General features: G+C 67.5%; 17 protein-coding genes. 12 read left to right on the top strand and 5 right to left on the bottom strand.

The features are described from left to right. Positions 1-159: 159 nt before the first annotated feature. Together rpmB and rpmG are read left to right on the top strand one after the other, a co-directional pair. Positions 160-396: a 50S ribosomal protein L28 gene (gene rpmB / locus IPP28_02235; protein MBL0039874.1), complete on the top strand. Its 237-nt coding sequence runs from the start codon at positions 160-162 to the stop codon at positions 394-396. 13 nt (positions 397-409) lie between these two features. Continuing rightward, entirely contained in the window at positions 410-574 is a 165-nt protein-coding gene (gene rpmG, locus IPP28_02230; GenBank protein ID MBL0039873.1) for a 50S ribosomal protein L33, read from the top strand. A gap of 119 nt (positions 575-693) precedes the next feature. On the opposite strand, the gene IPP28_02225 is transcribed toward rpmG, so the two are convergent. Next, complete coding sequence (locus IPP28_02225) at positions 694-4,461, bottom strand: PAS domain-containing protein (GenBank protein ID MBL0039872.1); 3,768 nt, start codon at positions 4,459-4,461, stop codon at positions 694-696. 60 nt (positions 4,462-4,521) lie between these two features. On the opposite strand from IPP28_02225, the gene mutM reads away from it, so the two are divergent. From mutM to IPP28_02180, 9 genes are all read left to right on the top strand, one after another. After that, positions 4,522-5,334, top strand: a complete 813-nt coding sequence (gene mutM / locus IPP28_02220) for a bifunctional DNA-formamidopyrimidine glycosylase/DNA-(apurinic or apyrimidinic site) lyase (GenBank protein ID MBL0039871.1) — start codon at positions 4,522-4,524, stop codon at positions 5,332-5,334. 121 nt (positions 5,335-5,455) lie between these two features. After that, on the top strand, positions 5,456-7,753 hold the full coding sequence (locus IPP28_02215; protein ID MBL0039870.1) for a hypothetical protein: 2,298 nt from the start codon (positions 5,456-5,458) through the stop codon (positions 7,751-7,753). Between the two features lie 106 nt (positions 7,754-7,859). After that, entirely contained in the window at positions 7,860-8,297 is a 438-nt protein-coding gene (locus tag IPP28_02210) for an Rrf2 family transcriptional regulator (GenBank protein ID MBL0039869.1), read from the top strand. A gap of 22 nt (positions 8,298-8,319) precedes the next feature. Beyond that, positions 8,320-8,502 carry a YezD family protein gene (locus IPP28_02205; GenBank protein ID MBL0039868.1) on the top strand — a complete coding sequence of 61 codons (183 nt, stop codon included), beginning with the start codon at positions 8,320-8,322 and terminating at the stop codon, positions 8,500-8,502. A gap of 98 nt (positions 8,503-8,600) precedes the next feature. Continuing rightward, positions 8,601-9,905 (top strand): porin, encoded by a 1,305-nt coding sequence (locus tag IPP28_02200; GenBank protein ID MBL0039867.1) that lies wholly within the window; start codon positions 8,601-8,603, stop codon positions 9,903-9,905. A gap of 22 nt (positions 9,906-9,927) precedes the next feature. Beyond that, positions 9,928-10,935, top strand: coding sequence for a sulfate ABC transporter substrate-binding protein (locus tag IPP28_02195; GenBank protein MBL0039866.1), 1,008 nt, complete (start codon positions 9,928-9,930; stop codon positions 10,933-10,935). Positions 10,936-11,008: 73 nt separating this feature from the next. After that, positions 11,009-11,818: a sulfate ABC transporter permease subunit CysT gene (cysT, locus tag IPP28_02190; protein ID MBL0039865.1), complete on the top strand. Its 810-nt coding sequence runs from the start codon at positions 11,009-11,011 to the stop codon at positions 11,816-11,818. Then, positions 11,815-12,648, top strand: a complete 834-nt coding sequence (cysW, locus tag IPP28_02185) for a sulfate ABC transporter permease subunit CysW (protein MBL0039864.1) — start codon at positions 11,815-11,817, stop codon at positions 12,646-12,648. Before cysT ends, cysW begins: the two co-directional genes overlap by 4 nt. Before the next feature lie 13 nt (positions 12,649-12,661). Then, positions 12,662-13,714, top strand: coding sequence for a sulfate/molybdate ABC transporter ATP-binding protein (locus tag IPP28_02180; GenBank protein ID MBL0039863.1), 1,053 nt, complete (start codon positions 12,662-12,664; stop codon positions 13,712-13,714). Positions 13,715-13,734: 20 nt separating this feature from the next. Here the strand turns inward: IPP28_02180 and IPP28_02175 are convergent, their stop codons facing one another. Genes IPP28_02175 through recC form a run of 4 tightly spaced genes read right to left on the bottom strand, consistent with a single transcriptional unit; the run spans position 13,735 to position 23,344 of the window. Continuing rightward, positions 13,735-14,655 (bottom strand): DMT family transporter, encoded by a 921-nt coding sequence (locus IPP28_02175; GenBank protein MBL0039862.1) that lies wholly within the window; start codon positions 14,653-14,655, stop codon positions 13,735-13,737. A gap of 57 nt (positions 14,656-14,712) precedes the next feature. Continuing rightward, positions 14,713-16,455, bottom strand: coding sequence for an exodeoxyribonuclease V subunit alpha (gene recD / locus IPP28_02170; GenBank protein ID MBL0039861.1), 1,743 nt, complete (start codon positions 16,453-16,455; stop codon positions 14,713-14,715). Continuing rightward, the gene (locus IPP28_02165) at positions 16,452-19,961 is read right to left on the bottom strand and encodes a UvrD-helicase domain-containing protein (GenBank protein ID MBL0039860.1); all 3,510 of its coding nucleotides are present in this window, start codon (positions 19,959-19,961) and stop codon (positions 16,452-16,454) included. The genes recD and IPP28_02165 overlap by 4 nt, the downstream gene beginning before the upstream one ends. Beyond that, positions 19,958-23,344: an exodeoxyribonuclease V subunit gamma gene (gene recC, locus IPP28_02160; protein ID MBL0039859.1), complete on the bottom strand. Its 3,387-nt coding sequence runs from the start codon at positions 23,342-23,344 to the stop codon at positions 19,958-19,960. The genes IPP28_02165 and recC overlap by 4 nt, the downstream gene beginning before the upstream one ends. Positions 23,345-23,654: 310 nt before the next feature. Between recC and IPP28_02155 the strand changes: the two genes are divergently transcribed. Further along, positions 23,655-25,496, top strand: coding sequence for a proprotein convertase P-domain-containing protein (locus IPP28_02155; protein ID MBL0039858.1), 1,842 nt, complete (start codon positions 23,655-23,657; stop codon positions 25,494-25,496). Positions 25,497-25,527: the final 31 nt, after the last annotated feature.

The following is a 25,527-nucleotide window of genomic DNA, read 5'->3' as shown; positions in this document are numbered from 1 at the left end:
CCGGTATAAAGCGCGCCCCCTTTGGTGCCGGCGTTCCCGGCAGGCGTGCCGCACGGGGCCGCCTGGCAACACCAACCTTTCCCGAAACCGTGCCACTGCGTAGCAGTTCGGGGCCGATATCGTCTGGGCTACAGGCGTGATGCCGTAATGAGGTGTGCAATGGCGAAGGTTTGCCAAGTCACCGGTAAGGGCGTGCTTACCGGAAACAATGTTTCCCACGCGAACAACAAGACCCGTCGTCGCTGGTTGCCGAACCTGCACGAGCGCCGTTTCTGGGTCGCCTCGGAAAACCGCTGGGTGAAGCTCAAGGTCTCGACCAATGCGCTGCGCACCATCGACAAGAACGGCATCGACGCCGTGCTCGCAGATCTGCGCGCACGTGGCGAAAAGGTTTGAGGAGGACTGAACCATGGCATCGAAGCGCGACAAAATCCGCATGATTTCGACGGCTGGCACCGGTCACTTCTACACGACCGACAAGAACAAGAAGACCAAGCCGGAAAAGCTCGAAATGAGCAAGTACGACCCGGTCGTGCGCAAGCACGTCCCGTACAAGGAAGCCAAGATCAAGTGATGTAGGAGCGAGCCCCGGCTCGCGACCGCAACACCGATCAAGACGAAACCCGCCCTCGTGGCGGGTTTTGTTTTTCTGCGGTGGCGATCGCGCATGCGGTCGCGACCCGGAGGTCGCACCTACGGTTGCGATGTGGTGTTCGGAATCACCCGTGGAAAGCGGATCACGAAGCGGGCGCCCTGGTCGGGGCTGGACTCGCACTGGATCGTGCCGCGCAGGAGTTGCGTCACCAGGTTGAAGACGATGTGCATGCCGAGGCCGCTGCCGCCCTGGCCGCGCTTGGTGGTGAAGAACGGTTCGAAGATGCGGTCGCGCACGTCCGCGCGCATGCCATGGCCGTTGTCGCGATAGTCGATCCGCACGTCGTCGCCATCGAATGCCGCGAGCGTGATGCGTCCGCGCTCGATGCCGTCGAAGGCATGCACCAGCGAATTGATCACGAGGTTGGTGACGATCTGGTAGATCGCGACCGGATAGGTGCTGATCCGGATCGGCTCAGGCACGCGCACCTCGACCTGATGCTGCGTCTTGCGCAGGCGCGGATGCAGCGCCGTCAGGATTTCGTCGAAGTACTCAGCGAGATCGATCTCGCGCGGCGCTTCCGACGCGGTATCGACCGCGACCTGCTTGAAGCTGCGCACGATCTGGATGCCGCGCTCCAGGTTCGCGAGGATCATCTCCGAGCCCTGGATGATCTGCGACTCGAACTGCGCCAGCATTGATGCCGTCATCGTCTTGTCCTGGTGCGCGCGCTGCAGCTTGCGCGCTTCCTCGCGCAGAAAACTCGCGGCGGTGACGGCGACGCCAATCGGCGTGTTGATCTCGTGCGCGACACCGGCGACGAGCGCGCCCAGTGACGCCATCTTCTCGGATTCGACCAGTTGCCGCTGCATGTCCTGGATGCGCGTCAGCGAGGCCTGCAGCTCGGCATTGGCCTTGCTCAAGGCTTCGGTGCGACGTTCGACACGCGCTTCCAGTTCTTCGGTGAGCTTGCGCAGATCATCTTCAGCGCGCTTTAGGTCGGTGATGTTCTGGTTGGTGCCGACGAACAGTTCCGCACGCCCCGTGGCGTCGCTCGCAACCGCGCGACCGCGGGTCAGCAGCCAGGCCCATTCGCCACTGCGGTCGCGAATGCGGTAGGCGATGTCGAGCGTCCCCGCCTCGCCCGACAGCACGCGCCGCATGGCTTGCCCGAGCGCCGGCTGATCCTCGGGATGGATGTAGGTGGCGTAGTCGATGATCGATGCGGAGGCGGGCGCATCGTTGATCATCAGGCCGTCGAGACGATGTTCCCGGCTGATCGTGCGCGTCGGAATGTCGAGCTCCCAGAGCTCGGCATCGCTGCCCCAGAGCGCGGCGTGCAGGCGGCGCTCCTTGTCGACCAGCACCGCCGCGGCCGCTTCGCGTTCGCGAGACCGGGCGCGGGTGCGGGTCCACAGCATCCATCCGGCCAGCAACAGGGTCACGCCGTAGGCGGCGAAGGCGACCGGGGTTGCCCAGGGTGCAGCAGCCACCAGGATGGCGGCGCTGGCCTCGACCTCGCCACGTGCGCCGGTCGCATCGAGCGTGCGAACGCGGAACACGTAATTGCCGGCCGGCACGCGCGTGTAAGTCGCGCTGCGCTGGTTGTCGCCGGCGATGATCCAATCGCGGTCATAGCCCTCCAGCTGAAAGGCAAACCGCGGCACGTCGCTGGCGCCGAATCCGGGTGCGCTGAAGGTGATGCCGAGCATCTCGTCGCGATAGCCGAGTCGCAGTTCGGCCCGGCCGTCCTCGCCATACCGCAATCGACCGCCGGGCACCGGTGCCAGCGTCTCGTTGAATACCGAGAAGGCGGTGATCTGCGGGAGCAGCGGGCCGCGCCGATCACTGATCGCCTTCGGGTCCAGCAGGCTCAGTCCCTCCATGCCGCCGGCGACGATGCGGCCGTCGGGCAGGGCCGCCATCGCGCCGAGGAAATAGCCGCTGGCCAGGGCCCCGGCACGCAGACCGAAGCTGCGGATGCTGTTGTCCTTGCGGTTCAGGCGGTCGATGCCGCGTGCGGTCGCGATCCACACGCTGCCGTCCGCGTCCAGCGCCAGCGCCGACACGTGATCGGCCGACAAGCCGCGCGTCGTGTCGAAGCGCCGCGCCGACCATGGCGACCCGATGTCGTCGCGCGGCTCGACCCGGATCACGCCGTCGCCGTAGGTCGCGAGCCATAGCCGGCCATCGGCATCCTCGACGATGTCGCTGATGCTCAGGCCGGCGTCGTCCTCCAGCGCCAGTGGCACGCGCACGAACGACCGCCCGCCCGGTTCGCGCAGCACGAGTCCGCTGCCGCGGGTACCGATCCAGAGGCGACCGTTCGCCGATTCGGCCAGTGCAGTGACGCGTTCATCCGGCAAGCTGCCGAGGGCCGAACCGCGACGATGCTGGATGAACCCGCTGCAACCCGCGCAACGCTCGGCGAGGCCATGCCCGAGCGTGCCGACGAGCAACGCGCCGGCGCGCGTCACCAGCAGCGCACGCACGGTCGGTCCGGGCAGGCCGTCGACGCCGCCATGGCCGAAACGCTCGATCTGTCCGGTCGCGGGATCGAGCCGGTCCAGCCCGCGATCGCCGCTGCCGATCCAGAGCCGGCCGTCGTGGTCGCGCGCCAAACTCAGCAGATAGTCGCTGGCGAGCCCCGCGCCGGCGTCGCGGCGGTAGGCGTGGCGCTCCAAGACACCACGCTCAGGATCGATGCGAACGAGACCGGCGGATTCACCCAGCGCCAGCCACAGGCTGCCGTCGGGTTCGGGCGCCACGGCCACCACCGGGTCGACCGGCAACGAGGACGGGTCGCCGTCCTGATGACGCAGGGTATGGATCATCGCCGCGCCCGGATCATGCGAGGACAGACCGCCGATCCAGGTGCCGATCCAGATCACCCCATCCGCGCCCTGCGCCAGCGTCGTCACGCGGCTGCTGCCGAGACTCTGGCGGTCGGCCGGATCGTGGTCGAGGCGTTCGATCACCTCTTGGCGGGCGCGGTCGAAGAGGAAGGCACCGCGGCGCGTACCGATCCACAGCCGGTTGGTGCGGTCGAGCAGCAGACTTTCCACTTCCGGTCGATCCGCATCTTCGGGCGTCGCGAAGGGCAGCGTGATGCGGCGCGTGCCATCGCGTGCGAGTCGCCACAGGCCCTCGCCGGCGCCGACCCAGAGTGTGCCGGAACCGTCTTCCAGCAACACGCGGGTCTGGCTGGTGGTCACCGGGCCGAGGCGGGTGTCGCGAAACAGCTTCGGCATGCCGGCCTCGAATCGCCATAGTCCGGTTTCCGAGGCCAGCCACAACCCGCCCGCGGGTCCGGCACCGATCGCACGCACGGCACCGAGATCGTGGGCATTGATCTCCGGGAGCGTCACCGCGCGCTGGCTGACGCGGTCCAGCCACTGCACCTCGCCGCTCTGGAACAGCACCCAGATGCGGCCGTCGCCCGCGCGCTGCAGGCTGGCGATGCGGTCCGAGGCAAGGCCATGGCTGGCCGCCCGCCAGTGCGACATCAGGCGTCGGCTTCGATCGAGCACGCTGATGCCGGCGACCGGATGCGCCGCGTACAGCTGGCCATCGTCGCCTTCGGCCAGACCGACGACGTGGCTCTCGGCCAAGGACGTGTCGTCATTGCGGCGATGCCGCCACAGATCAATGTGTTCGCCGTCGTAACGCGCCAGTCCGTCTTGCGTGCCGACCCAGACGAAGCCGTCGTGATCGCTCAGCACCACGCGCACGGAATTGGCCGGCAGGCCGCGATAGACATCGAGGGTGTCGAGGCGCGTGCGGTTCGTGACCATGGCCACCGCCGCGCCGGCGCACAGCCATGCCACCAGCCCCAGACGGATCATGCGCGCGGCAACCCGGATCATGGGCCCGAATGTCGCGCGCTTCTCCGCGCAGGGCAAGTCGGTGGACGGTTAACATGCGTCATGCCCGAACTTCCCGAAGTCGAAACCACGCGCCGCGGCATCGCGCCGCATGTCGAAGGCCGGATCGTGACGCGCGCGGTCCTTCGCCGCCCCGACCTGCGCTGGCCGATTCCGCGCGAGATCGCGCAGGTCTTCGCCGGTCAGCGCGTCACCGGCACCGAACGGCGCGCGAAATACCTGCTGCTGCACAGCGACCCGGGCGCGGCGATCATCCACCTCGGCATGTCCGGTTCGCTGCGCGTGCTCGATGCCGACGTACCGGTGCGTGCGCACGACCATGTCGACCTCGTGCTCGACGATGGTCGACTGTTGCGCTTCAACGATCCGCGCCGCTTCGGCTGCCTGCTCTGGCAACCGGCCGGCCATACCCACGAGTTGCTGCGCGAGCTTGGCCCCGAGCCGCTCGGCGACGCGTTCGACGGCGACTACCTGTTCGCGCTCAGCCGCGGTCGCACTGCACCGGTGAAGGCGTTTCTGATGGACCAGCGTGTCGTCGTCGGGGTCGGCAACATCTATGTGGCCGAAGCCCTGTTCGCGGCGGGCGTGCGGCCGATGCGCGCCGCCGGAAAGATCACCCGCCGCGAATACGCCCTGCTCGCCGATGCCATCCGCCGCATCCTCGCCTACGCCATCGAACGCGGCGGCACCACGCTCCGCGATTTCCTGAAGCCCGACGGCGAGCCCGGCTACTTCGAACAGGAACTGTTCGTCTACGGCCGCGACGGCGAACCCTGCAAGCGTTGCGGCACCATCATCACCCTTCGTCGCGATGCGCAGCGCGCAAGTTTCTATTGCCGGGTGTGCCAGCGTTGAACAGGGGCGGCAATGGTTGCCTTCGCGATCTTGGAAGAATAGGTTTCCCTCACGATCGGCATGTTATGCATGCCACGCGGCATCCGCATTGAAAGCATCCTCACTTCGATGGAGACACGGCATGAGCATCAACAGAGTCAACGTTCGCGCAGGTTGGTTCGGATGCATTGGCGGGATCGTCGCGTTGACCTTGTCTGCATCGACCGTTGCACAGCAGTTGCTGCCGTCCCTCGGCACGTTCGATGCCATGGGCGACGTGGGTGCCCAGGGATTCCAGGCCGACGGTGCCTTGATCGCGGGTGGTGCCTTCGACCGCGTGGGTGCGGACATGACGCACCGGAATCTGGTGCGTTTCGACCCGGCGGGCGTGCTCGAAGCATGGGCACCGAATCCTGACGGACGTGTCTATGACATCGCGATCGACGCACAAGGACGCATTTACGTCGCCGGACCGTTCGCAATGATCGCCGGCACGCCGCGCCCGGGTGTCGCGCGGTTCCTGCCGGGCCCGACACCGACGCTGGATGCGGCTTTCGTGCCGGCCTTGCCGCTGAATGCGCTCGTCGATGCGATCGCGCTCCGCTCCGATGGGACCATGTATGCGTCGTATTGCGTTACCGGCGTGACGGGATGCAATGTCGTTCGTCTGGATCCGAACGGCAGCGTGATGTCCGGGTTCGTTACGACCACGAACTCCGCCGTGTTCCCGATGCTGTTGTCGGCGGACGAATCGACCCTGTATGTGGCCGGGTTCATGAGCCAGATCAACGGCGCCAGCATCGGCGTCGGAAATATTGCCCGCGTCGACGCCAACACCGGCGTGCGCGACGCGACCTGGACACCGTTCACGACCGGCTCGGGCCGTGTCCGCACAATGTTGCTGGATGGCAGCAGTCATCTGATCCTGGGCGGCACCATTCCCGGCGGCAGCGAGGGTCTGGCGCGCGTCACCGTGGCCAGCCCGGCGACGGTGGATGTCACTTGGGGACCCGAGTTCGTCTCGCAGTCGACATCGACTCTGGTTAACGACTTGCTCCGCTTCCCGGACGGCGATGTGTTTGTCTACGGTGACTTCATCAGCGTGGATGGCGAGCCGAGGCCGGCCCATATCGCGAAACTGGCACCCGACGGCAGCTTGCGTTCCGGCTGGGGTGCCACGGCGCCGATGGGGGGTGCGTCGACCGGCTCGCCGGCGATGTCGCCGACCGGCATCGTGTCGATTACCAAGTTTGCGGGCCCACCTCGCCTCGCCACCGAGACCTACAAACTGGCGCTGGCCGATGGGTCGGTCGTTGCGGCCGGCTTCAGCGACGCCAGATTCCTCGATCGCACAGGGTTTCAACGATTCGCGGTGCAACCCGGTACCGGGCGCATCCTTGCGGCCGGAGTGCAGTTGCGCATCGTCGACGGTCGGAGCAGTCACGGGGCCGCGGCACTGTTGCCGAACCTGAGTGTCGATGTGAGCTGGAATTCCGGTCTCGCGACCCAGGTCGGCTTGGGCGGTACGGCTGCGATCGCGGCCAGCACCAATGCGGTGTATATCGGCGGATTCGGATTTCGAGACGACGGTCTGCGTGCCATCGGTCTCTACCGCGTCTCCGGGGCCGACGGCGCGACCACCGCGTGGCAACCCTTGTCACCGGCGGGTGGCGAGATCGGATTCGATGTTCCGTCATCAATCGCGGTCGATGACGTCGGCGGCTATGTCTATACCGTCGGCATCCGGCGTGCGGCCAACAATGCGAACCTGCCCGGTCAGCCGCTCGTGCGCTTCTCGTTGATTACCGGCCTTGCAGACAGCGGCTGGACGCCGGTGACTTCGGTGAGCCCCTCGGCACAATTGAGCATCGACGGGACCGATTTGTACGTCAGCGGGATCACCAGCATCCCCACCAATGGTGCGACGCCGGCCTTCGGCATTGCCCGCCTGCCTTTGTCCGGCAGCGGTGTGGCAGACGGGACGTTCAGGCCCTACACGGCGACCACGACGATCACCGCATTCGACCGCTCGCCGACCCATGTCTACGTCGGCGGCAATGGCCTGCTAGCGCGCATCGACAAGGCGACCGGCACGGTTGATCCCGACTGGTCGCCGCTGCCTGCGGGCTTTGGCAGCATCTCGCAAATGTCGGTGGCGGACGATGGCAGCGTGTATCTGGTCGGAACATTGTCGGCGGCCTGCAGCGGTGCGCTGCGCGGCGCAGTGCGCGTGACGCCCGGCGGAACGCTCGACACGACTTGGGGACTGGACGCCGACAATTCCATCAATTCGATCCTCGGCTTGCCCGGGGGGCGGTCGCTGGTGGGTGGCTTCTTCCGCAACGTCAACGGCAATGCGCGTGATGGACTCGCGGCCTTGGGTCCGTCGGACATGATCTTCGTCGACGGCGGTGGCGATCGAACCTGCGTTGCAGAGTAGTCGGAGGATTTTGCCGGCACGGTTCGGTTGGCATATACCCAAACACACTCAACACATGTCCGGGCATAATTTCCGATAAATCCGGTCGGAATATTAGTCTGCCGTCATGTTGACGATGAAAGCCAAGTACGCGCTGCGCGCTTTGTCGACGCTGGCGCAACATGAAGGCATGCCGCTCACGGCACGCCAGATCTCGGAACTCGCGCGAGTGCCGGAGAGCTTTCTCGAAGCGATCCTGGTCGAACTCCGGCGCGCCGGTTATGTCGCCAGCAAGCGAGGCCTGCAGGGCGGCCACCAGCTGGCGAAGGCGCCGCACGACATCCGCCTCGGCGACCTGATCCGCAGCATCGACGGTCCGCTCGCGCCGATCCGCTGCGCCAGTCTCACCGCGTATCGGGCCTGTGCCGATTGTCCGGATCCGGAGGCCTGCGCAATCCGCGTGTTGATGACCGATGTGCGCAACGCGATTTCCGACGTGCTCGACCGGCGCACATTGCGCGACCAGATCGAACTCGAAGCCCTACGCGGCGAAGTCGCCGCCTGACCCACGACCCAGGAGACCGACCATGGCGACATCCCACGACGTGCCCGAACTTCGTCCCGGCCGCAACGAGTCCTATTTGCGCCTGATTCCCGAAGAACGCGCCGTCATCGAGGCCTTGCGCGAAGTGCCCTACGGCGCCGTCGAGGTCGTGGTGCACCAGTCGCGCATCGTGCAGATCACCAAGACCGAGAAAGTGCGCGTCTAGACCACGATCCCACCCACACCGACCGGACGACCGGAGGTGGCCCATGCCCAACCTATGGAGGCCACATGCCCGTCCGTTCCCGAATCGCGATTGCATTGATGATTGCCACTGCCCCGCCGCTCGCCCTGGCCGATGATGCCGCCGAACTCGCTGACCTGCTCCAGCGCGTGCGCATCCTTGAGCGCAAGCTGGAAATCCAGCAGGAAGATGCCGTCGCGAAAGCACCGACGATTCCGGTGGTCGCCGTGAACGACAAGGGGCTGTCGGTCAAGAACCAGAAAGGCGACTTCGAGTTCAAGTTGCGCGGCGGCCTGCAGTTCGACCATCGCGCCTTCTTCGACGACACGCCCGCGGTCAATGACGGCTTTCTGTTTCGTCGTATCCGCCCGTCGCTGGAAGGGTCGCTCGGATCCCTCGTCGGCTTTCGCATCACGCCGGAATTGGCCGAGGACACGACCAGCCTGATCGACGGCTGGATCGACGTGAAGTTCGACCCGCGCGCCAGCCTGCGGGTCGGCAAGATCAAGGGACCGGTCGGACTGGAACGCCTGGCGTCGTGGAATGCGCTCGCGATGATCGAACGCGGCTTCCCGACCGAATTGGCACCGAGCCGCGAGGTCGGCGCACAGCTGTTCGGCGAGTTTGCGCAAGGCGAAATCAGCTACGCCGTCGGTGCCTTCAACGGAGCACCGGATGGACGCAACGCCAATGCCAGCGACGTCGACAACAACACCGAGTTCGAGGGCCGCATCTTTTTCGAGCCGTGGAAGAACGACGCGAATGCGCTCTCCGGCCTCGGTTTCGGCATCGCCGCCACGGTCGGAGAAAAGGACGGGACCGGCAACGCGCTGTTGCCGCGTTATCGCACGCCGGGACAGCAAGTGTTCTTCAACTACCGCAACGCAGTGTCGGCGGCCGGCAAACATCGTCGCCTGTCGCCACAGGCCTATTTCTATCGCAATGCGCTCGGCCTGCAGGCGGAATACATCACGTCGCAACAAGCGCTGCTGCTTCCCGCCAGCGCGAACTCGCGTGTCGACCTCAAGCACGATGCCTGGCAGGTCACCGGCAGCTACGTGCTCAGCGGCGAGGATGCCGGTTACAAGGGCATCGTCCGGCCGAATGCGCCGTTCCAGATCGGCGGACCCGGCTGGGGCGCCTTCGAGCTGGTGGCGCGCTATGGCCAGCTCGATGTCGACGACGATGCCTTCCCGCGCTACGCCGATCCCGCGCAGGCCGCCAGTCGTTCGCGTGCCGCCGGTATCGGCCTGAACTGGCTGCTGAGCGCCAATCTGAAGCTGCAGTTCAACCACACCCTGACGCAGTTCGATGGCGGTGCCGCAAACGACGGCGATCGCCCCGATGAGAACACCTTCTTTTCCCGTGTCCAGGTCGCGTTTTGAGCGGCCACCCAGGAGATCCCGCATGAACATCCTGATTCGTAGTTTCATTCTGGCCACGGTCGCATGGTCGAGCCTTGGCGTCGTCGCCAAGGACCTTGAACTGCTGAACGTCTCCTACGACCCGACCCGCGAGTTCTATCGCGACGTCAACACCGCCTTCGCCGCGCAGTGGCAACAGCAGCACGGCGACAGCGTGCGCGTGCAGACCTCGCACGGCGGTTCCGGCAAGCAGGCGCGCGCCGTGATCGACGGACTGGCGGCCGACGTGGTCACGCTCGCACTCGCATTCGACATCGACGCCATCGCCGACAAGGCGAAACTGTTGCCGCCCGACTGGCAGAAGCGCTTGCCGCACAACAGCGCACCCTATACCTCGACGATCGTGCTTCTGGTGCGCAAGGGCAATCCGAAAGGCATCAAGGATTGGGGTGATTTGGTCAGGCCCGGCGTGTCGGTGATCACGCCGAATCCGAAGACCTCGGGCGGCGCGCGCTGGAATCATCTCGCCGCCTACGCTTATGCCCTGCGTCGCAACGGTGGCGATACGGCCAAGGCCAGGGACTTCCTCGCCGCCCTGTATCGCAACGTGCCGGTGCTCGATACCGGTGCGCGCGGTGCCACCACGACCTTCGCGCAGCGCGGCATCGGCGACGTACTGCTGGCCTGGGAGAACGAGGCCTTCCTGGCCCTGAGCCAGCTCGGCGCAGACCAGTTCGAGATCGTCGTGCCGTCGCTGTCGATTCTCGCGGAGCCGCCGGTCGCGATCGTCGATCGCAATGTCGATCGACGCGGTACGCGCAAGGTCGCCGAGGCCTACCTCGCCTTCCTGTATTCGGCCGCCGGGCAGCGCCTCGCCGCCAAGCACTACTATCGGCCGCGCGAGCCACAGCATGCCGATGCCGCGGACATCGCGCGCTTCCCCAAGCTGGAACTGGTGACGATCGAGGGCGAGTTCGGGTCCTGGGCCGAAGCCCAGGCCACACACTTCGCCGATGGCGGCATCTTCGACCAGGTCTCCCTGCCGCAATGACGTCGCCGTGAGTGCCGCCCGCGCCATCGATCTTCCGCCGCCCGGTCCGGGTGCATCGCGCACGCGTCGCGTGATGCCGGGCTTTGGCCTGACCCTGGGCTATACCCTGGCCTGGCTGAGCCTCATCGTCCTGATTCCGCTGACCGGCGTGTTCGTGAAGAGCAGCGCACTCGGCTGGGATGGACTCTGGCGGGTCTGGACCGATGCGCGCGTGCTCGCGGCCCTGAAGCTCAGCTTCGGCACGGCGCTTGCGGCGGGCGCATTCAACACGGTGTTCGGCACACTCGTCGCCTGGGTGCTGGTGCGTTATCGCTTCCCAGGTCGACGCCTGCTCGACGGACTGATCGATCTGCCCTTCGCGCTGCCCACCGCGGTCGCCGGCATCGCGCTGACAGCGCTGTATGCCGGCAATGGCTGGGTCGGACAGTGGCTGTTGCCGCTCGGCATCAAGGTCGCCTATGCGCCGCTCGGCATCGTCGTGGCCCTGGTTTTCGTCGGCCTGCCTTTCGTCGTGCGCACGGTGCAGCCGGTGCTGGCGGAAGCGCGTCGCGACATCGAGGAGGCCGGCGCCACACTCGGCGCGACGCGTCTGCAGATCGTGCATCGACTGATGCTGCCGGCCCTGTATCCGGCGATGCTCACCGGCTTCACGCTGGCGTTCGCGCGCGGCGTTGGCGAATACGGCTCGGTGATCTTCATCGCCGGCAATCTGCCGCGCGTGACCGAGATCGCGCCGCTGCTGATCGTGATCAAACTCGAAGAGTTCGACTACGCCGGCGCCACCGCCGTCGCCGCCGCGATGCTGCTGCTGTCGTTCGCGCTGCTGCTGGCGATCAATCTGCTGCAGGCGCGCCTGTCGCACCGCGCTGGCGGCCTGCGATGACCACCAACGAACCCCGCTGGCTGCGCCGTGGCCTGATCGCGCTGGCGCTCGCGTTCATCGCGTTCTTCCTGCTGCTGCCGCTGGTCGCGGTATTCGTCGAAGCCTTGCGGCAAGGATTCGGCGCCTACCTGCGCGCGCTGCAGGAACCGGATGCGTGGTCGGCGCTGAAGCTCAGCCTGCTGGTCGCAGCCATTGCCGTACCGGCCAATCTCGTCTTCGGCATCGCCGCGGCCTGGCTGATCGCGAAGCATGACTTCCGCGGCAAGGCCCTGCTGGTGACCCTGATCGACCTGCCGTTCTCGGTCTCGCCGGTGGTGTCCGGCATGGTCTACGTGCTGCTGTTCGGCGCCCAGGGTCTGTTCGGGCCGTGGCTGATCGAGCACGACGTGCGCATCCTGTTCGCGCTGCCGGGACTGGTGCTGGCGACGATCTTCGTGACTTTCCCCTTCGTCGCGCGCGAACTGATTCCCCTGATGCAGGAGCAGGGTCGCGACGACGAGCTCGCCGCGCTCACGCTCGGCGCCTCGGGCTTCCAGACCTTTCTGCGCGTGACCTTGCCCAACATTCGCTGGGGATTGCTGTACGGCGTGCTGCTGTGCAATGCGCGGGCGATGGGCGAGTTCGGCGCGGTCAGTGTCGTGTCCGGACACATCCGTGGACTGACCAACACCCTGCCCCTGCATGTCGAGATCCTCTACAACGAATACGAATTCGTGGCCGCGTTCGCGGTCGCGACCCTGCTCGCGCTGCTGGCCCTGGTCACGTTGGCGCTGAAAGCCCTGCTTGAAGTCCGCCACGGCGACGCGCTGGCCGCGCGCGCCCGCCATTGATCCCGGAGCCGCCATGCAGATCCGCATCGACCACGTCGTTCGCCATTTCGGCCGCCATGCCGCCCTTGCCGGCATCGATCTGCACATCCGGTCCGGTGAACTCGTCGCCCTGCTCGGCCCATCGGGTTCCGGCAAGACCACGCTGTTGCGCGCGATCGCCGGACTGGAACCGGTGGATGCCGGGCAGATCCATTTCGGCGAGCGCGATGCGACCACGCTCAGCGTGCAGGAGCGTCGCGTCGGCTTCGTGTTTCAGCAGTACGCGCTGTTCCGCCACATGAGCGTCTTGCGCAACGTCGCTTTCGGACTGGATTGCCGGCCGCGACGCAGTCGTCCGACCCGCGCCGATATCGATGCGCGGGCACTGGAACTGCTGGCGCGCGTGCAGCTGGCGGACCTGCGCGATCGCCTGCCCGACCAATTGTCCGGCGGACAGCGTCAGCGCGTGGCGTTGGCGCGTGCAATGGCGATCGATCCGACCGTGCTGTTGCTCGACGAGCCCTTCGGCGCGCTCGATGCCAAGGTCCGGGTCGAACTGCGGCGCTGGTTGCGCGATATCCACGATGCCACGGGCTACACCACCGTGTTCGTTACCCACGATCAGGAGGAGGCGCTGGAACTGGCCGATCGTGTGGTGGTGATGAACGCCGGGCGCATCGAACAGGTCGGCACGCCGGAGGAGATCTACGCGCAGCCGGCGTCCGCGTTCGTGTTCGATTTCGTCGGCCATTCGAACCGCATCACGGGACGCGTCGAGGGTGGCCGATTCGTGGCCGCGGATGCCGCCACGTCCTGGCCATTGCCGACGCCGCAGGCCGACGGTCCGGCGCAACTGTTCGTGCGTCCGCATGACCTGATGCTCGACGCCCAGGGTCAGGGACTGGCCGGTACCGTGCAGCATCTGTGGCGGCGCGCCAACCGTCAGGTGCTGACCATCGCGATCGACGGCCAGCCGGAGATGCTGGAGCTGGATCTGCCCTTGCACGACGCATCGTCCGTGCCGGCCGCCGGGACCCGCGTGCAGGTCGCGGCCCGGCACTTCCGGGTGTTCCCCGTCGCGGCCTGATTCGGCCCGACGCGCGCCGTCTACTTACGCGACAGACTCGCCACCGCCGAGCCGATCACGACGACTGCGGCACCGGCGTAACCGAGCGTGGCGATGGTTTCGGGTGGCACCAGGGCCGGATTGATCCGGTGCGCCAGTTCGACCGAGACGACGGTGAGCAGGGGCGTCAACGCCAGCACCACGCCGACGCGCGAGGCTTCCCAATGCACCAGCGACTCGGCAAAGGCGCCGTAAGCGGCGACCGTATTGATCAGGCAATAGCCGAGCGCCACTGTGTGCACGCTGTCGAGACCGAGCAACTGCGTCGGTGACGCGAACGGCGTCAGCAGCAGGGCCGAGATCGCATAGATCAGCATCATCACCGCGCCCGAGCCGAGATGTTGCAGCAACTGTTTCTGCGCCAGCGCATACACCGCCCAGACCACGGCCGCGACCAGCACGATTGCGGCGCCGATCAGATACTGCCGGGTCGGCACCGAGGAATGCCGTGACTGGTCGAACGCGAACAGGGCGAGCCCGACCGCGACGGCGGCGACGCCGGTCCATTGCAATGCATTGAAGCGCTCGCCGAACACCAGGATGCCGCCGATCGACATCAACAAGGGCGCGGCCTGGATCAGCAGCTGCGCATTGGCCGGCGTGGTGTAGTGCAGGCCGATCGTGTAGCCGACGAAATTGCCGATCAGCATCACCGCCGCGAGCAGCATCAGCCACCAGCCGGCGCGCGACAGGGCGCGGAACTGCGCAAAGCCGCCGCGCCAGGCGCTCCACACGGCCAGCATCAGGGCCGCGGCGACGAAGCGCGACCAGATCAGGGTCCAGACATCGACGTGCTCGATGACGAGCCGGATCGCGATCGGCAGCGTCGCCCAGAACACCGCCGTGGTGATCGCGAGCGGCAAGCCGATTTGCCACCGGCCAGTGGCTTGGTGCAGGGCCATGGGGACTCCGAAAAGACGCGCGACGCTAACACGCGCGATGGTGATGGATGCGTGCCGTCACGATGCTTTGCCTGCTTCGGACAACAGGCGATTCAACTTCGCCTGCAGACCGCCGGAACGATCCACCGGACGCGCCAGCGCGGCAGCCACGACCGCGTCCGTCGCCCACAGCGACAAGGTCTGTCGCGCACGCGACGCGGCGGTGTAGAGCAATTGCCGCGACAAGATCCGCGACTCCGGCGTGGCCGTCAGCAACACCGCGACATGGTCGTATTCGGAGCCCTGGCTCTTGTGGATGGTGATCGCGAAGGCCGGCTCGTGCGCGGGCAACAAGGCCGGCAGGAAGGCGCGTGCCGGTTCATCGCCGCGCCCTTCGAACCAAACCACGAGCACACCATCGGCATTCGCCAAGGCGACGCCGATGTCGCCGTTGAACAGGCCATGCGCTTCGTCATTGCGTGTGATCATCACCATGCGCCCGGGGAACCAGCTGCGGTCGTCCCAGACGAAGCGCGCACGCAAGCGCGATTGCAGGATCTCGTTCACGGTCACGCAGCCGAAGCCGGATTCGCGCAGGGCGCACAGCAGCTGCATCCGTTGCAGGCCACGCAGCACTTCCGCGGCGCGCGCGGCATCGTGGCGCGCGCAGACGCGCATTGCATCGAGATGTTCGCCCAGCGCATCGCCCCAATCCTGGAGGGCGCGGCGCAGTGCGGTGCCATGGTGCACGGGCAGCGTCGTCAGTGTCGTGGCGGTCGCCGCGGCACTGAGCGCATCGGCATCGCCGCGCCGGATCGCGGCATTGCAGGCGCTCAGTGCCGGTGTCGCCCGGAACACGGTGTCGAGACGCACCAGCTGCGGCGCCGCCGCCTGCGTCAGGGCTTGCACGATATCGGTCAGCACCGCGCCGGCAGCGACCGACGCGAGTTGATCGGCGTCCCCCACCAGGATCAACCGCGCTTGCGGCGGCAGGGCGGCGAGCAGGGCGCGCATCTGCGCCAGATCCAGCATCGAGGCTTCGTCCACCACGACGACATCGGCGGCCAGCGGTTGCGCCGCGTCGCGGCGCCAGCGTCCGCTGCGCGGATCGAACTCGAGCAATCGATGCAGGGTCTGTGCATCGGCTTGCGGCAATCGCTGAAGCCACGGCTGCCAGGAAGCATCAAGTGATGCGGCGAGTTCGACGTGGCCGCGCCCGATCGCCTGTTGCAGACGTTGCGCGGCCTTGCCGGTCGGCGCCGCGAGCCGAATGGTCAGGTCGGTGTCGCCGGCCTGGCGCATCAAGGCCAGCAGCACGCGCAGCACGGTCGTGGTCTTGCCGGTGCCGGGCCCGCCGGTCAACACCAGCAGGCGTTGCGTGAGCGCGACCCGCACGGCACGCCGTTGCGCTTCGGTGCGGTCGGCATCGGCGGCGGTGAACAGGGCCTCGATCGCGGCATCGAGTTCGGCATCGATCGCAGTTGCCGCGAGCGCGCACCGCGCCGCCAGCGCGTTGCCGATCGCGGTCTCGTCGGCGTGGCCACGCCAGAAGTAGAAGCGGCTGTCCGCGTCGAGCACGAAAGCGCTGGGTTGCGCGCCATCACCGACCAATCGATCCGAGCGAATCGCCGCGGCTTCGGACGCACTCAGCATCAGCGCCGTATGGCCATGGCGCTCGCCTTGGCCAAGCCTGGCCGCGCAGCCCGCGAGCGCCGAAGAACCGCCCATCGCCAAGGTCCAGCGATGCAGCAGGCGATCGAAGTCTCCGGCCTCGGAGTCGCGCCATTCGCCGTCATGGCCGAGGAAGCCGAATCCGTTCATGCAACCTCCGATGCCGCGAACAGTGCATCGACGGCGGCGAGGAAATCGTCGTCGAAACGATGCCGCCAGACGCCTGCGCCGGGGGCGAGGCCGACCGCGCGCAGGAACAGGTACAGGGTGTCGCCGAGCCGCAACGGTGCGGCGACCTGGCGTTGCCGCCGCGCCAGATAGCGACGCACCGCGATCGCGTACAGCAGGGCCTGCCAGCGATAGCCGTGCGCGTCCATCGCGGCATCCAGCGCCGCACCGCAATAGTCGGCCAGCGCGTTGCCGAGGTGGTTGCTCTTGTAGTCGAGCACATGCACGGCGCCACCATGCACGAACACCAGGTCGATCTTGCCGCTGAGGAAGCCGCGCAGGCGCGTGTCGCCGAGGCCGTGCGGGATCAGCCCGGGCTCGCCGCGGGCGTCGCACAATTGCTGAAGTCGTTGCAGGTCCAGGTGTTCGAGACGAAACTGGAAGCCCATTTCAGCGCGTTGCATCGCCGCGCTCAGCGCGCCGAGGCGCAGGCCATCGCCGAGATCGGTGTCGAGCGTCGACTGCACGCGCTCGATCACCGCGTCGATCATGTCGTCGCGACGCGCGGGTTCGACCCGCAATCCGGCCTGCTGCAGCTCGGCACGAACCCGATCGCGCTGCGCGGCCATCGGCTGCGCGAGATCGCGATGTTCGAACAGGGCGTGCAAGCCATTGCCGAACTCGGTCCCGCGCCAGGGCGACAGTCGCAGCAGACGCTCATCGGCTTGCACGGCGTCGACCTCGGCAAGCGCGCTTTCGATCCCCTTCGTTGCCGCTTCGTCGCGGGCGGCGTCATCGTCGCGCAGCGCCAGTTGCGCGCGGCTCATCAGCGACGAAAAGCTGTAGGCGGCATCGATCCCGCGCCGCGCTGGCCAGGCGCGAGCGCGACGTACGATGGTCTCGGGCGCCGTCGTGAACGCCGCCAGTGACGGTGTCGGCGCGGCGTCGATCAGGCCGATCTGCGGACACTTCCCGGCCAGTGCCGCGAGATCGACGCCGCGCAACAAATGATCGAGCGCCGAGGCGTGGTCGTCCGGCGTCGCATCGAGCGGGCCGAGAAACAGGTGGCAGGCGTGTTCGGCGCGCGTCAATGCGACGTACAGCACACGCAATCGCTCCTGCAGGTCTTCCCTTGCTGCGGTCTGCTGATGCGCGGCCAGATCGCCGCTGCCGAGATCGATCCGGCGCTGGCCGTCACGACGCTCGGTCCAGACCGGATAGGTCTCGCGTCGCCCGCGCTGGCGGCCCATCAAGGGCAGCAGCACGATCGGAAACTCCAGTCCCTTGCTGGCATGCAAGGTCAGCAACTGCACGCGGCGCTGGTCCGACTCGATGCGCAGTTCACGCTCACGCGCTGCGGCATCATCGCCTTGGGCCGTGGCCGCACAGCGCGTCGCGAACCAGGCAAGCAATTGCTGCGCGCCGCTGCAGCGCTGCGACTCGGCCTGCAGCAGTTCGCCGAGATGGCGCAGATCGGTCAGCGCGCGTTCGCCGTCGACGCGCGCAAGCAATCGCGGCGCCGCGTCGGCGATCACGCGATCGACCGCGTGCAGTACGCCATGCCGCTGCCACGCCTCGGCCCAGAGCGCGAGACCATCGGCCTGCGCACGCCAGCCCGGACTGTCGTGATCGAGTGCGCGCAGTTGCGCGTAGTCGCAGCCGAGCAGTCGGGTCGCCAGCGCCGCACGCACCGCACCGACATCGCCGGGCGCCATGAGCGCGTGCAGCAATACGCGCAGCTCGGTCGCCCACGGCGTCGCGAACAGATCGCGGCGGCCGGCGCCGACGCAGGGAATGCGCAGTGCCTGCAAGCGCTGGCGCAAGGCGGCGATGTCGTCATGGCGCGGCAACAGCACCGCGATGTCGCCCGGTTCCAGCGCGCGGTCGCCGATGCGCCAGCGGCCGGGCTCGAGATATGCCGCGATCTGCGCGACGCAGGCGGCGAGCGCTGCAGCGTCGCTGTCGTCGTCGAGGCGATGCAGCTGCAACGGCTGCGCGATCGTCATGCCCCCGCTATGCAAGGGTTCACGATCGGCTCGTCCTGCGGCGCCGACCGGTACGTAGCGGATGGCGTCGTCGGGCATCGCAAAAGCGTCGCCGGCATGGGCGTACAGTGCATTGGTCGCATCGACCAGCGCCTGGGTCGCGCGCTGGTTCACCGCCAGCGACAGGCGTTGCGTGGTCGTGGCCGCTGCGCGCAGATAACTCGCGATGTCGCTGCCGCGGAACCGGTAGATCGATTGCTTGGGATCGCCGATCAGCAACAACAATCCGCGCGCTGCACCGGCGGCATCGCGATGGATCGCATCGAAGATCTCCCATTGCCGCGCATCGGTGTCCTGAAACTCGTCGATCAGCGCCACCGGCCACTGCGCGTGCAACCGATCGGCGAGCGCGTCGTCGTCTTGGTCGCGGGCAGCGCAGGTCTGTGCATGCACGCGCTCGATCAGGTCGTCGAACGTGAACTGCCGGCGCTGCGCCAGGCGCTTCGTCCGCCATTCCAGCAAGGTCGGAAGCATGCCTCGCAGGCCGTGTGCCTGCAGGATCGCGTCGCGCGCGAGCAGCAACGCCGCCACCGCCCGTGCACGGATGGCGACGGGATTCGCCAGCGTGTCGGCCACGTGCTCGGCCCTGACTTGCGCATGCCAGAACGAAGGGTCGATGAGTGCCTTGAGTTTCTTCTCGTCGAACGTGGCGAACGCGTCACCGGTGCGCAACCACGCCGCCAGCTCGCGCAGCCGCTCACCCAGCGCATATTTCTTGCCGTCGACGATGATGGAGGCGGCGAAGGCCTCGATGCGCGCCGGACAATCCGACGCCGCGAACGCGGCCAGCAGCGCATCGACCTCGCCACCGACGATCTCGATGCCCGGCTGCAGCGCCGCCTTGACCAGTTTCGCCCGCGCCGGCGCCGACATGCGATGGAGTGCCGGCAAGCCGCTGGCCTCGTCGCCCAGCGGCCCGTGTGCGAGCAGCCGCGCGAGATCGTCGAGCAATTCCGATTCCAGCTCGCGCGCCGACACCAGTTCGCCCGGGCGGAAGTCCGAGCCCGACGCCAGCACCTGTTCGGAGAGGATGCGTCGGCAGAGCGCGTGCAAGGTCGCGATCGGCGCGCGATCGAGTTCCGCCAGCGCCCGCTGCACGCGCCAGCGCGCTTCGGCGGCCGGAACCTGCGCTGCCAGCGCCGCGAGCCAGTCGCGCAGTTCGGATTCGGCGGAGCCGATATCGGCCGGACCATCGAAGTGCCGCCACGCCCATTGCAGGCGGGCGCGGATGCGTTCGCGCAACTCGGCCGCGGCGGCATCGGTGAAGGTCGAGACCAGAATCGATTCCGGGCGCAGGCCGTGTTCGACCACGAGGCGCAGGTACAGCACCGAGATCGTCCAGGTCTTGCCGGTGCCGGCGCTGGCTTCGACCAGCACCCGTCGATGCGGCGCCGTCGCCGGATCCAGCTGCAATTGCCGCCAGTGCGTCGCGGTCGCGGTCATGGCGTGACCTCGGCGATCGCGTCCAGATCGAGCAGTCGCTGCAGCGCCATCGCGGCATCGATCAGCGTCCGTGCCTCGGCCGCATCGGGATCAGTCAGGTCGACGCCGCGCGCCAGCCAGGCGGCATAACCCGGCGCGTAATCACGCTCGCCGGTGTGTGCATAGCCGGACTGCCAGGCCGCGCGCATCGCGTCACGCCGCTTGTCGACGGTGCTGCTGGCCGCCGCCCACGCGGTCTTCGGCAGGTACTGCAGCGGCGCCTCCGGTGACTGTTGCCAGAACGCGATCAAGGCCGCCAGGCGCGCGTCGAGATCGGCGTGCCGGGTTCGTGCATCGAGCGCATTCCATTGCAGGTCCCAGCGCGCCGGGTCGTTCTTCTTGTCGGGTTCCGTCAGCACGACGATCTGCAACGGCTGATGCGGATAGGCGAGTCGCAACGCCGCCCATTCGATGAACAGCGGAATGCGTTGGCGGAAGTCGAGCTGCGCCAGCCGCTTGCCCGGATACGCGTCGAACAGCAGCCATTGCTCGGCGGTGGCGTGCACGCGCGTGATCGTGCCCTGCACCTGCCAGGCGCCGACGCGCAGATCGACCGCAACCGGCTGCCGTGGCGGCAGTCCGGCGGCGAGTGCCGGATGTGCGCGTGCGATCGCGAGCAGGGCGTCGGCCTGCTCCGCTGCACGACGATAGGCGGCGTGACCGAGCGCGCCGGCCGGCAATCGACCCGACAGCCGCAGCCAGTCCGGTGCGGTCGCCGGTACGTTGGCGTCACCGCGTTCGAGTGCCGACATCAGCAGCCGCTGCGGGATGCGTTCGAAGGGGTCGGGGCGTGCATCGAGGGGCTCGCGAGCTTCCGGTGCTTCGTCCTCCAGCGCATCGAGGCGCAGCCGCAGGCGATCACGCAACAACTGCGCGGCGGGATCGCGGAAATAGCGCAACAGACGCGACAGCGACACCGTGGCCGCCTCGTTCGCCAGCGGATCGGCTTCCGGCAGGCCGGCATTCGGTCCGGCGACGAATCGATCGTCGGTCGCGCGTTCCGCCTGCACCATGCTCGCGAACGCCGCGCTGAAACTGTACAGGCGCGGGTCCCGGCCATCGAAATAGCGTGCATCGAAGGGCTGCAGCGGATGCGCGACGAACCATGGCCGCGATGCATCGGTGCGGGCATCGAGGAAGGCCATCAGTTCGGCCAGCGGCGCGGCCGGATTGCGCGGGCGACCGTCGTTCACGCCTTCGTGGTGATAGCTGAGGTGCAGGCGATCGCGCGCCGCCATCAGCGTCTCCAGGAACAGGTAGCGATCGTCGCTGCGGGTGTCGCGGTCACCGATGCGCGGATACCGCTGCATCAGGTCCAGGCCGTCGTCGCCGGACGCACGCGGGAATTCGCCGTCATTCAAGCCGAGCACCGCGATCATCCGGAACGGAATCGAACGCTGCGGCACCATGCCGCAGAAGGTGATCGCACCGAGCAGGAAAGGCTGGCGTTCGGGCACGCGTGCCAGGGCTTCGTCGATCAGCTCGCAGAGCACGCCGTGGTCGAGCTCGGGGTCGCGTTCGGCAAGCCGCATCTGCTCGCGCAAGCCGCGGATGCAAGCGCGCAGCATGCCCAGTGCGGCGACTTCGTCGGCATCGTCGGGATCGGCCACGAACAGCTCGGCGATGATCGCGTCGAGCCGGCTGCACCACTGCGATCCGGCCTGCGGGGTCGTGGCCGCCTCGCACCAGCGCGAGATCTGGCCGAGCAGTCGATCGAGCGCGCCGAGTGCGGTCACCGCCACGCCCTGCACGCCACCGACCGGCCAGAGTCCGACTTGCGCAGCGGCCGCTTCGGGCACGTCATCGCCATAGACGTGCCCGGCGACCAGCCGCGCCATGCCCCAGGCGAAACTGTGTTCGTCGTAGCCGGGCAGGCCGAGTTGGCGCCGTGTGCCGGCATCCAGACCCCAGGCCACGCGTGCGTCGGTGAGCCAGCGCCGCAGTACCTCGAGACCCTCGTCGTCGAGTCCGAGCGCGCGCATCACCGCGCCGGTTTGCAACAGATCCAGGACCTCTGCGGCGCCGATGCGGGTCGTGGGCAGATGCAACAACGCCAGAAATGCATCGAACAGCGGATGGGCGCGGCGTGTCGCCAGGTCGGCACAGTGATAAGGCAGGTCGGCGCGTGCATCCGCAGCGGTACCGAACAGCGCCGGCAGCAACGGTGCATAGGCGGCGATGTCGGGCGCCATCACGGCGATGTCGCCCGGCTTCAGCGTGGTGTCGGCGGCGAGCGCATCGAGCAGCGCGTCGCGCAGCACTTCGAGTTCGCGGACGCGGGTGTGGCAGCCATGCACGCGCAGGCTGGCGTCTTGGCGCAGGTCGCCGGCCTCCGGCGGCAGTGGCGCATCCGCGGCAAGGCGCCGGATGCCATGTTGCAGGCGCTGCAACAGCCGATCTTGCGGCGAAGGCATCGCGTAATCGCCGATGTGGCTGATATCGGCCGCGATCCCGTCCTCGCCCTCGCCATCGAGCAAGCCGAGACCGAACTGCTGACCCATGCGTCCCCACGCCGCGAGCAGCGGATGCCCGAGCGACTGCAGTTCGCGCTCGCCCTCGCCGTCGGGCCCGAACTGGCGCAACCGCTGCAGGCGACTGCGGTCGTCGCCGAGCCCGGCCCAGAATTCGACGCAGGGATCAGGAAAATACAGGCAGACCAGTCGATGCCGAGCCTCGGCGCGCAGCAGCGCGAGTTCGGGCGGTGGCAGATGGCTCAGGCCGAACACATGCAAGGGTGCGACCATCACGCTCTCCGGGGCTGCGCGCCGGCGGGCGTCGAACCAGGAGCGCATCAATTCGCCGCGGTGCGCACCGGCGATGTCGGTGCGCAGACGGCGCCAAAGCGGCGCAAGGAATGACCGCGTCGGCACGCTCGATCGGCCCTGTTCCCAAGCCGCCAGCCAGTCCGGTCGATACACGAGATAGCGCGCGTAGAGTGCGGCGATGCGGTCTGCGAGCTGGAAGCGGCGGCGGCGGTCGGCCCCGTCGAGATAGCGGCTCAGGCTGGGGTCTTCGATCGCGTCCAAGGCATCGAGGACACGCCAGCGCAGCACCTCGCGGCGGTAGGCGGGCTGCGCAGTCTGGCCGGCGCGCGTCTGCATCTCGCTCTCCAGCCAGGTACCGGGCAGGATCACGTCGAGGTTCGCGACCACGTCCGCCGCGCCGCGCCGGCGTGCCAATTCGCGCGTCAGCCAGCGCTGGATGCCCGGATGTGCCGCCAGCACGGTCTGCGGCGCGAGCAGATCCTCGGGCAGCCAGGCATCGAGCAGGGATTCGAGCGGCGCGACCAGGGCTTCGAGGCGGCTCGCGCGGTACACCCGCAGACCGCGCAGCGTTTCGTCCATGTCGGCCCCGTCCTCACCCGAATGCGCCCGCGGCGATCGCACCCACCTTAGGCGCAGTCTCGCATCGCGGCAACCGGCGCAGCATCGGACGCGGTCGTCTCGGATTCTGAGACGCCGATGCGGACACTGGGCCGACCGGACCTCCGGTTGCCGGCGCGGACCGTTTTTTTTGGGCGGACGCCCAGTTGTGGCGAACTGTGCCATCGCATGATCATGTGATACGGTTCACGCTGGGGAGCGTCCGCAACGGCCGACCTCAGGCGCTTCGGTGCCCGTAATTTTCAATTCATCCATCGCTTGGGGAAGTGACATGAAGCTCAACACGATTCGACTTGCGGCGGCGGTGGCTGCGGCCATCGCGATGTTCGGGGGCGCGGCATCGGCTGCGACCGACAAGCTTGCGACCTATGAGCAGATGCGCGGCATCGCGGCCGAACTGCAGACGCTTCGTGGCAACTCGGCGGAGCAGGCGCGCTACGCCGACCTCCAGGCGCAGTTCGATGCGCTCAAGGCCTCGATGGGCGGCGATGATCCGACCTTGATGTATGAAGCCTCCAGCGCCCGCGCTGCGATGGCTGCAAAGGCGGTGCGTGCGGCACCGCCGGCGCCGGCCGGCATGACCCTCGGGACCACGAGCGCGACGAACAACACGCCCGTGGCGGTGCCGACCGGCCCCGGCGTCGTGACCTCGACGATCAATATCGCGGGTGCCGGCACCTATCTGTGGGACGTGGACGTCACCACCGGGCTGCAGCACACCTTTGCGGCCGATCTCGATATCACCATCACCTCACCCGCCGGCACGGTCGTCACCCTGAGCACCGACAATGGCGCCGGCAACGACGACGTGTTCAACGGCACGGTCTGGGACGATCAGGCCAATCCGGCCGGACAAGTGCCGTACACGACGAACAACGGCATGGTCACCGATCACGCCTACGTGAATCTGACGGCGGCCACGCCGCTGGTTCCCGAGGAAGGCCTCGGCGCCTTCCGCGGCGAAGATCCGAACGGCACCTGGACGATCACCGTCAGCGACGATCTCGCCGGTGATGGCGGCAACCTGAACTCCTGGTCGCTGGATGTGTTCACCTTGCCGGTTGCACCGATCGAAAGCACGGTCACCGCCAGCAATGCCGTGCCGACCGCGATTCCCACGGGTCCGGGCGTGGTGACCAGCACGATTCTGGTGGCCGGTGCGGGCACCAGCCTCACCGATCTCGACCTGACCGCGGCCATCACCCACACCTTTGCCGCCGATATGGACATCACCCTGCAGTCGCCGGCCGGCACGATCGTGACTTTGAGCACCGACAATGGTGCCGGCAACGACAACGTGTTCAACGGCACGCTCTGGGACGATGATGCCAACCCGTCCGGTCAAGTGCCCTACACCACCAACAATGGCGTCACGACTGATCATGCCTACGTCAACCTGACCACGGCGACGCCGCTCGCCAGCGAAGAGGCGATGTCGGCCTTCATGGGCCAGGATCCGAATGGCACGTGGACCATCACCATCAGCGACGATCTTGCCGGCGACGGCGGCTCGCTCGACAGCTGGTCGCTGGACGTGACCACCGGCGTCGGTTGCGCCACCCTGACCTGCCCGGCCAATGTCGTCGTCAACAACGACCTCAATCAGTGCGGTGCGGTCGTGAACTATCCGGCGCCGACGGCTGACGCGGCCTGCGGCACGGTCACCTGCACGCCGGCATCGGGTTCGTTCTTCCCGGCAGGCACGACGACACAGACCTGCACGACCGCGGTCGGCAACCTCAGCTGCACCTTCGACGTCACCGTCAACGATACGCAGCCGCCGGTCGTGACCTGCCCGGCCGACATCGCAGTCGACCAGTTGCCTGGCCAGATCACGGTGCCCGTGGCGTTCCCGCCGCCGACCGTGTCGGACAACTGCCCCGGCGTCACCGCCGCGTGCAATCCGGCCAGCGGCTCGCCGTACTCGGTGGGTACGACGGCGACCACCTGCACGGCGACGGATGCGTCGACCAACACCGCGGCCTGTGCCTTCAACGTGACGGTTGGCGCCTTCATCCCGAACACGCCGGTGCCAAGCCTCGGCCTGGCCGGTGCGATCCTGCTGGCCCTGCTGATGATCGGCCTGACCGGCACCTCGCGCCGCCACGTCTGACCTGCACGTCTGTTTGAAGAAGGCTGCCGCA

This window comes from Lysobacterales bacterium, assembly GCA_016721845.1.
Taxonomy (GTDB): Bacteria; Pseudomonadota; Gammaproteobacteria; order Xanthomonadales; family Ahniellaceae; genus JADKHK01.
The sequence above is the reverse complement of the archived record's forward strand: the minus strand, read 5'-3'. Positions and strand labels throughout refer to the sequence as shown.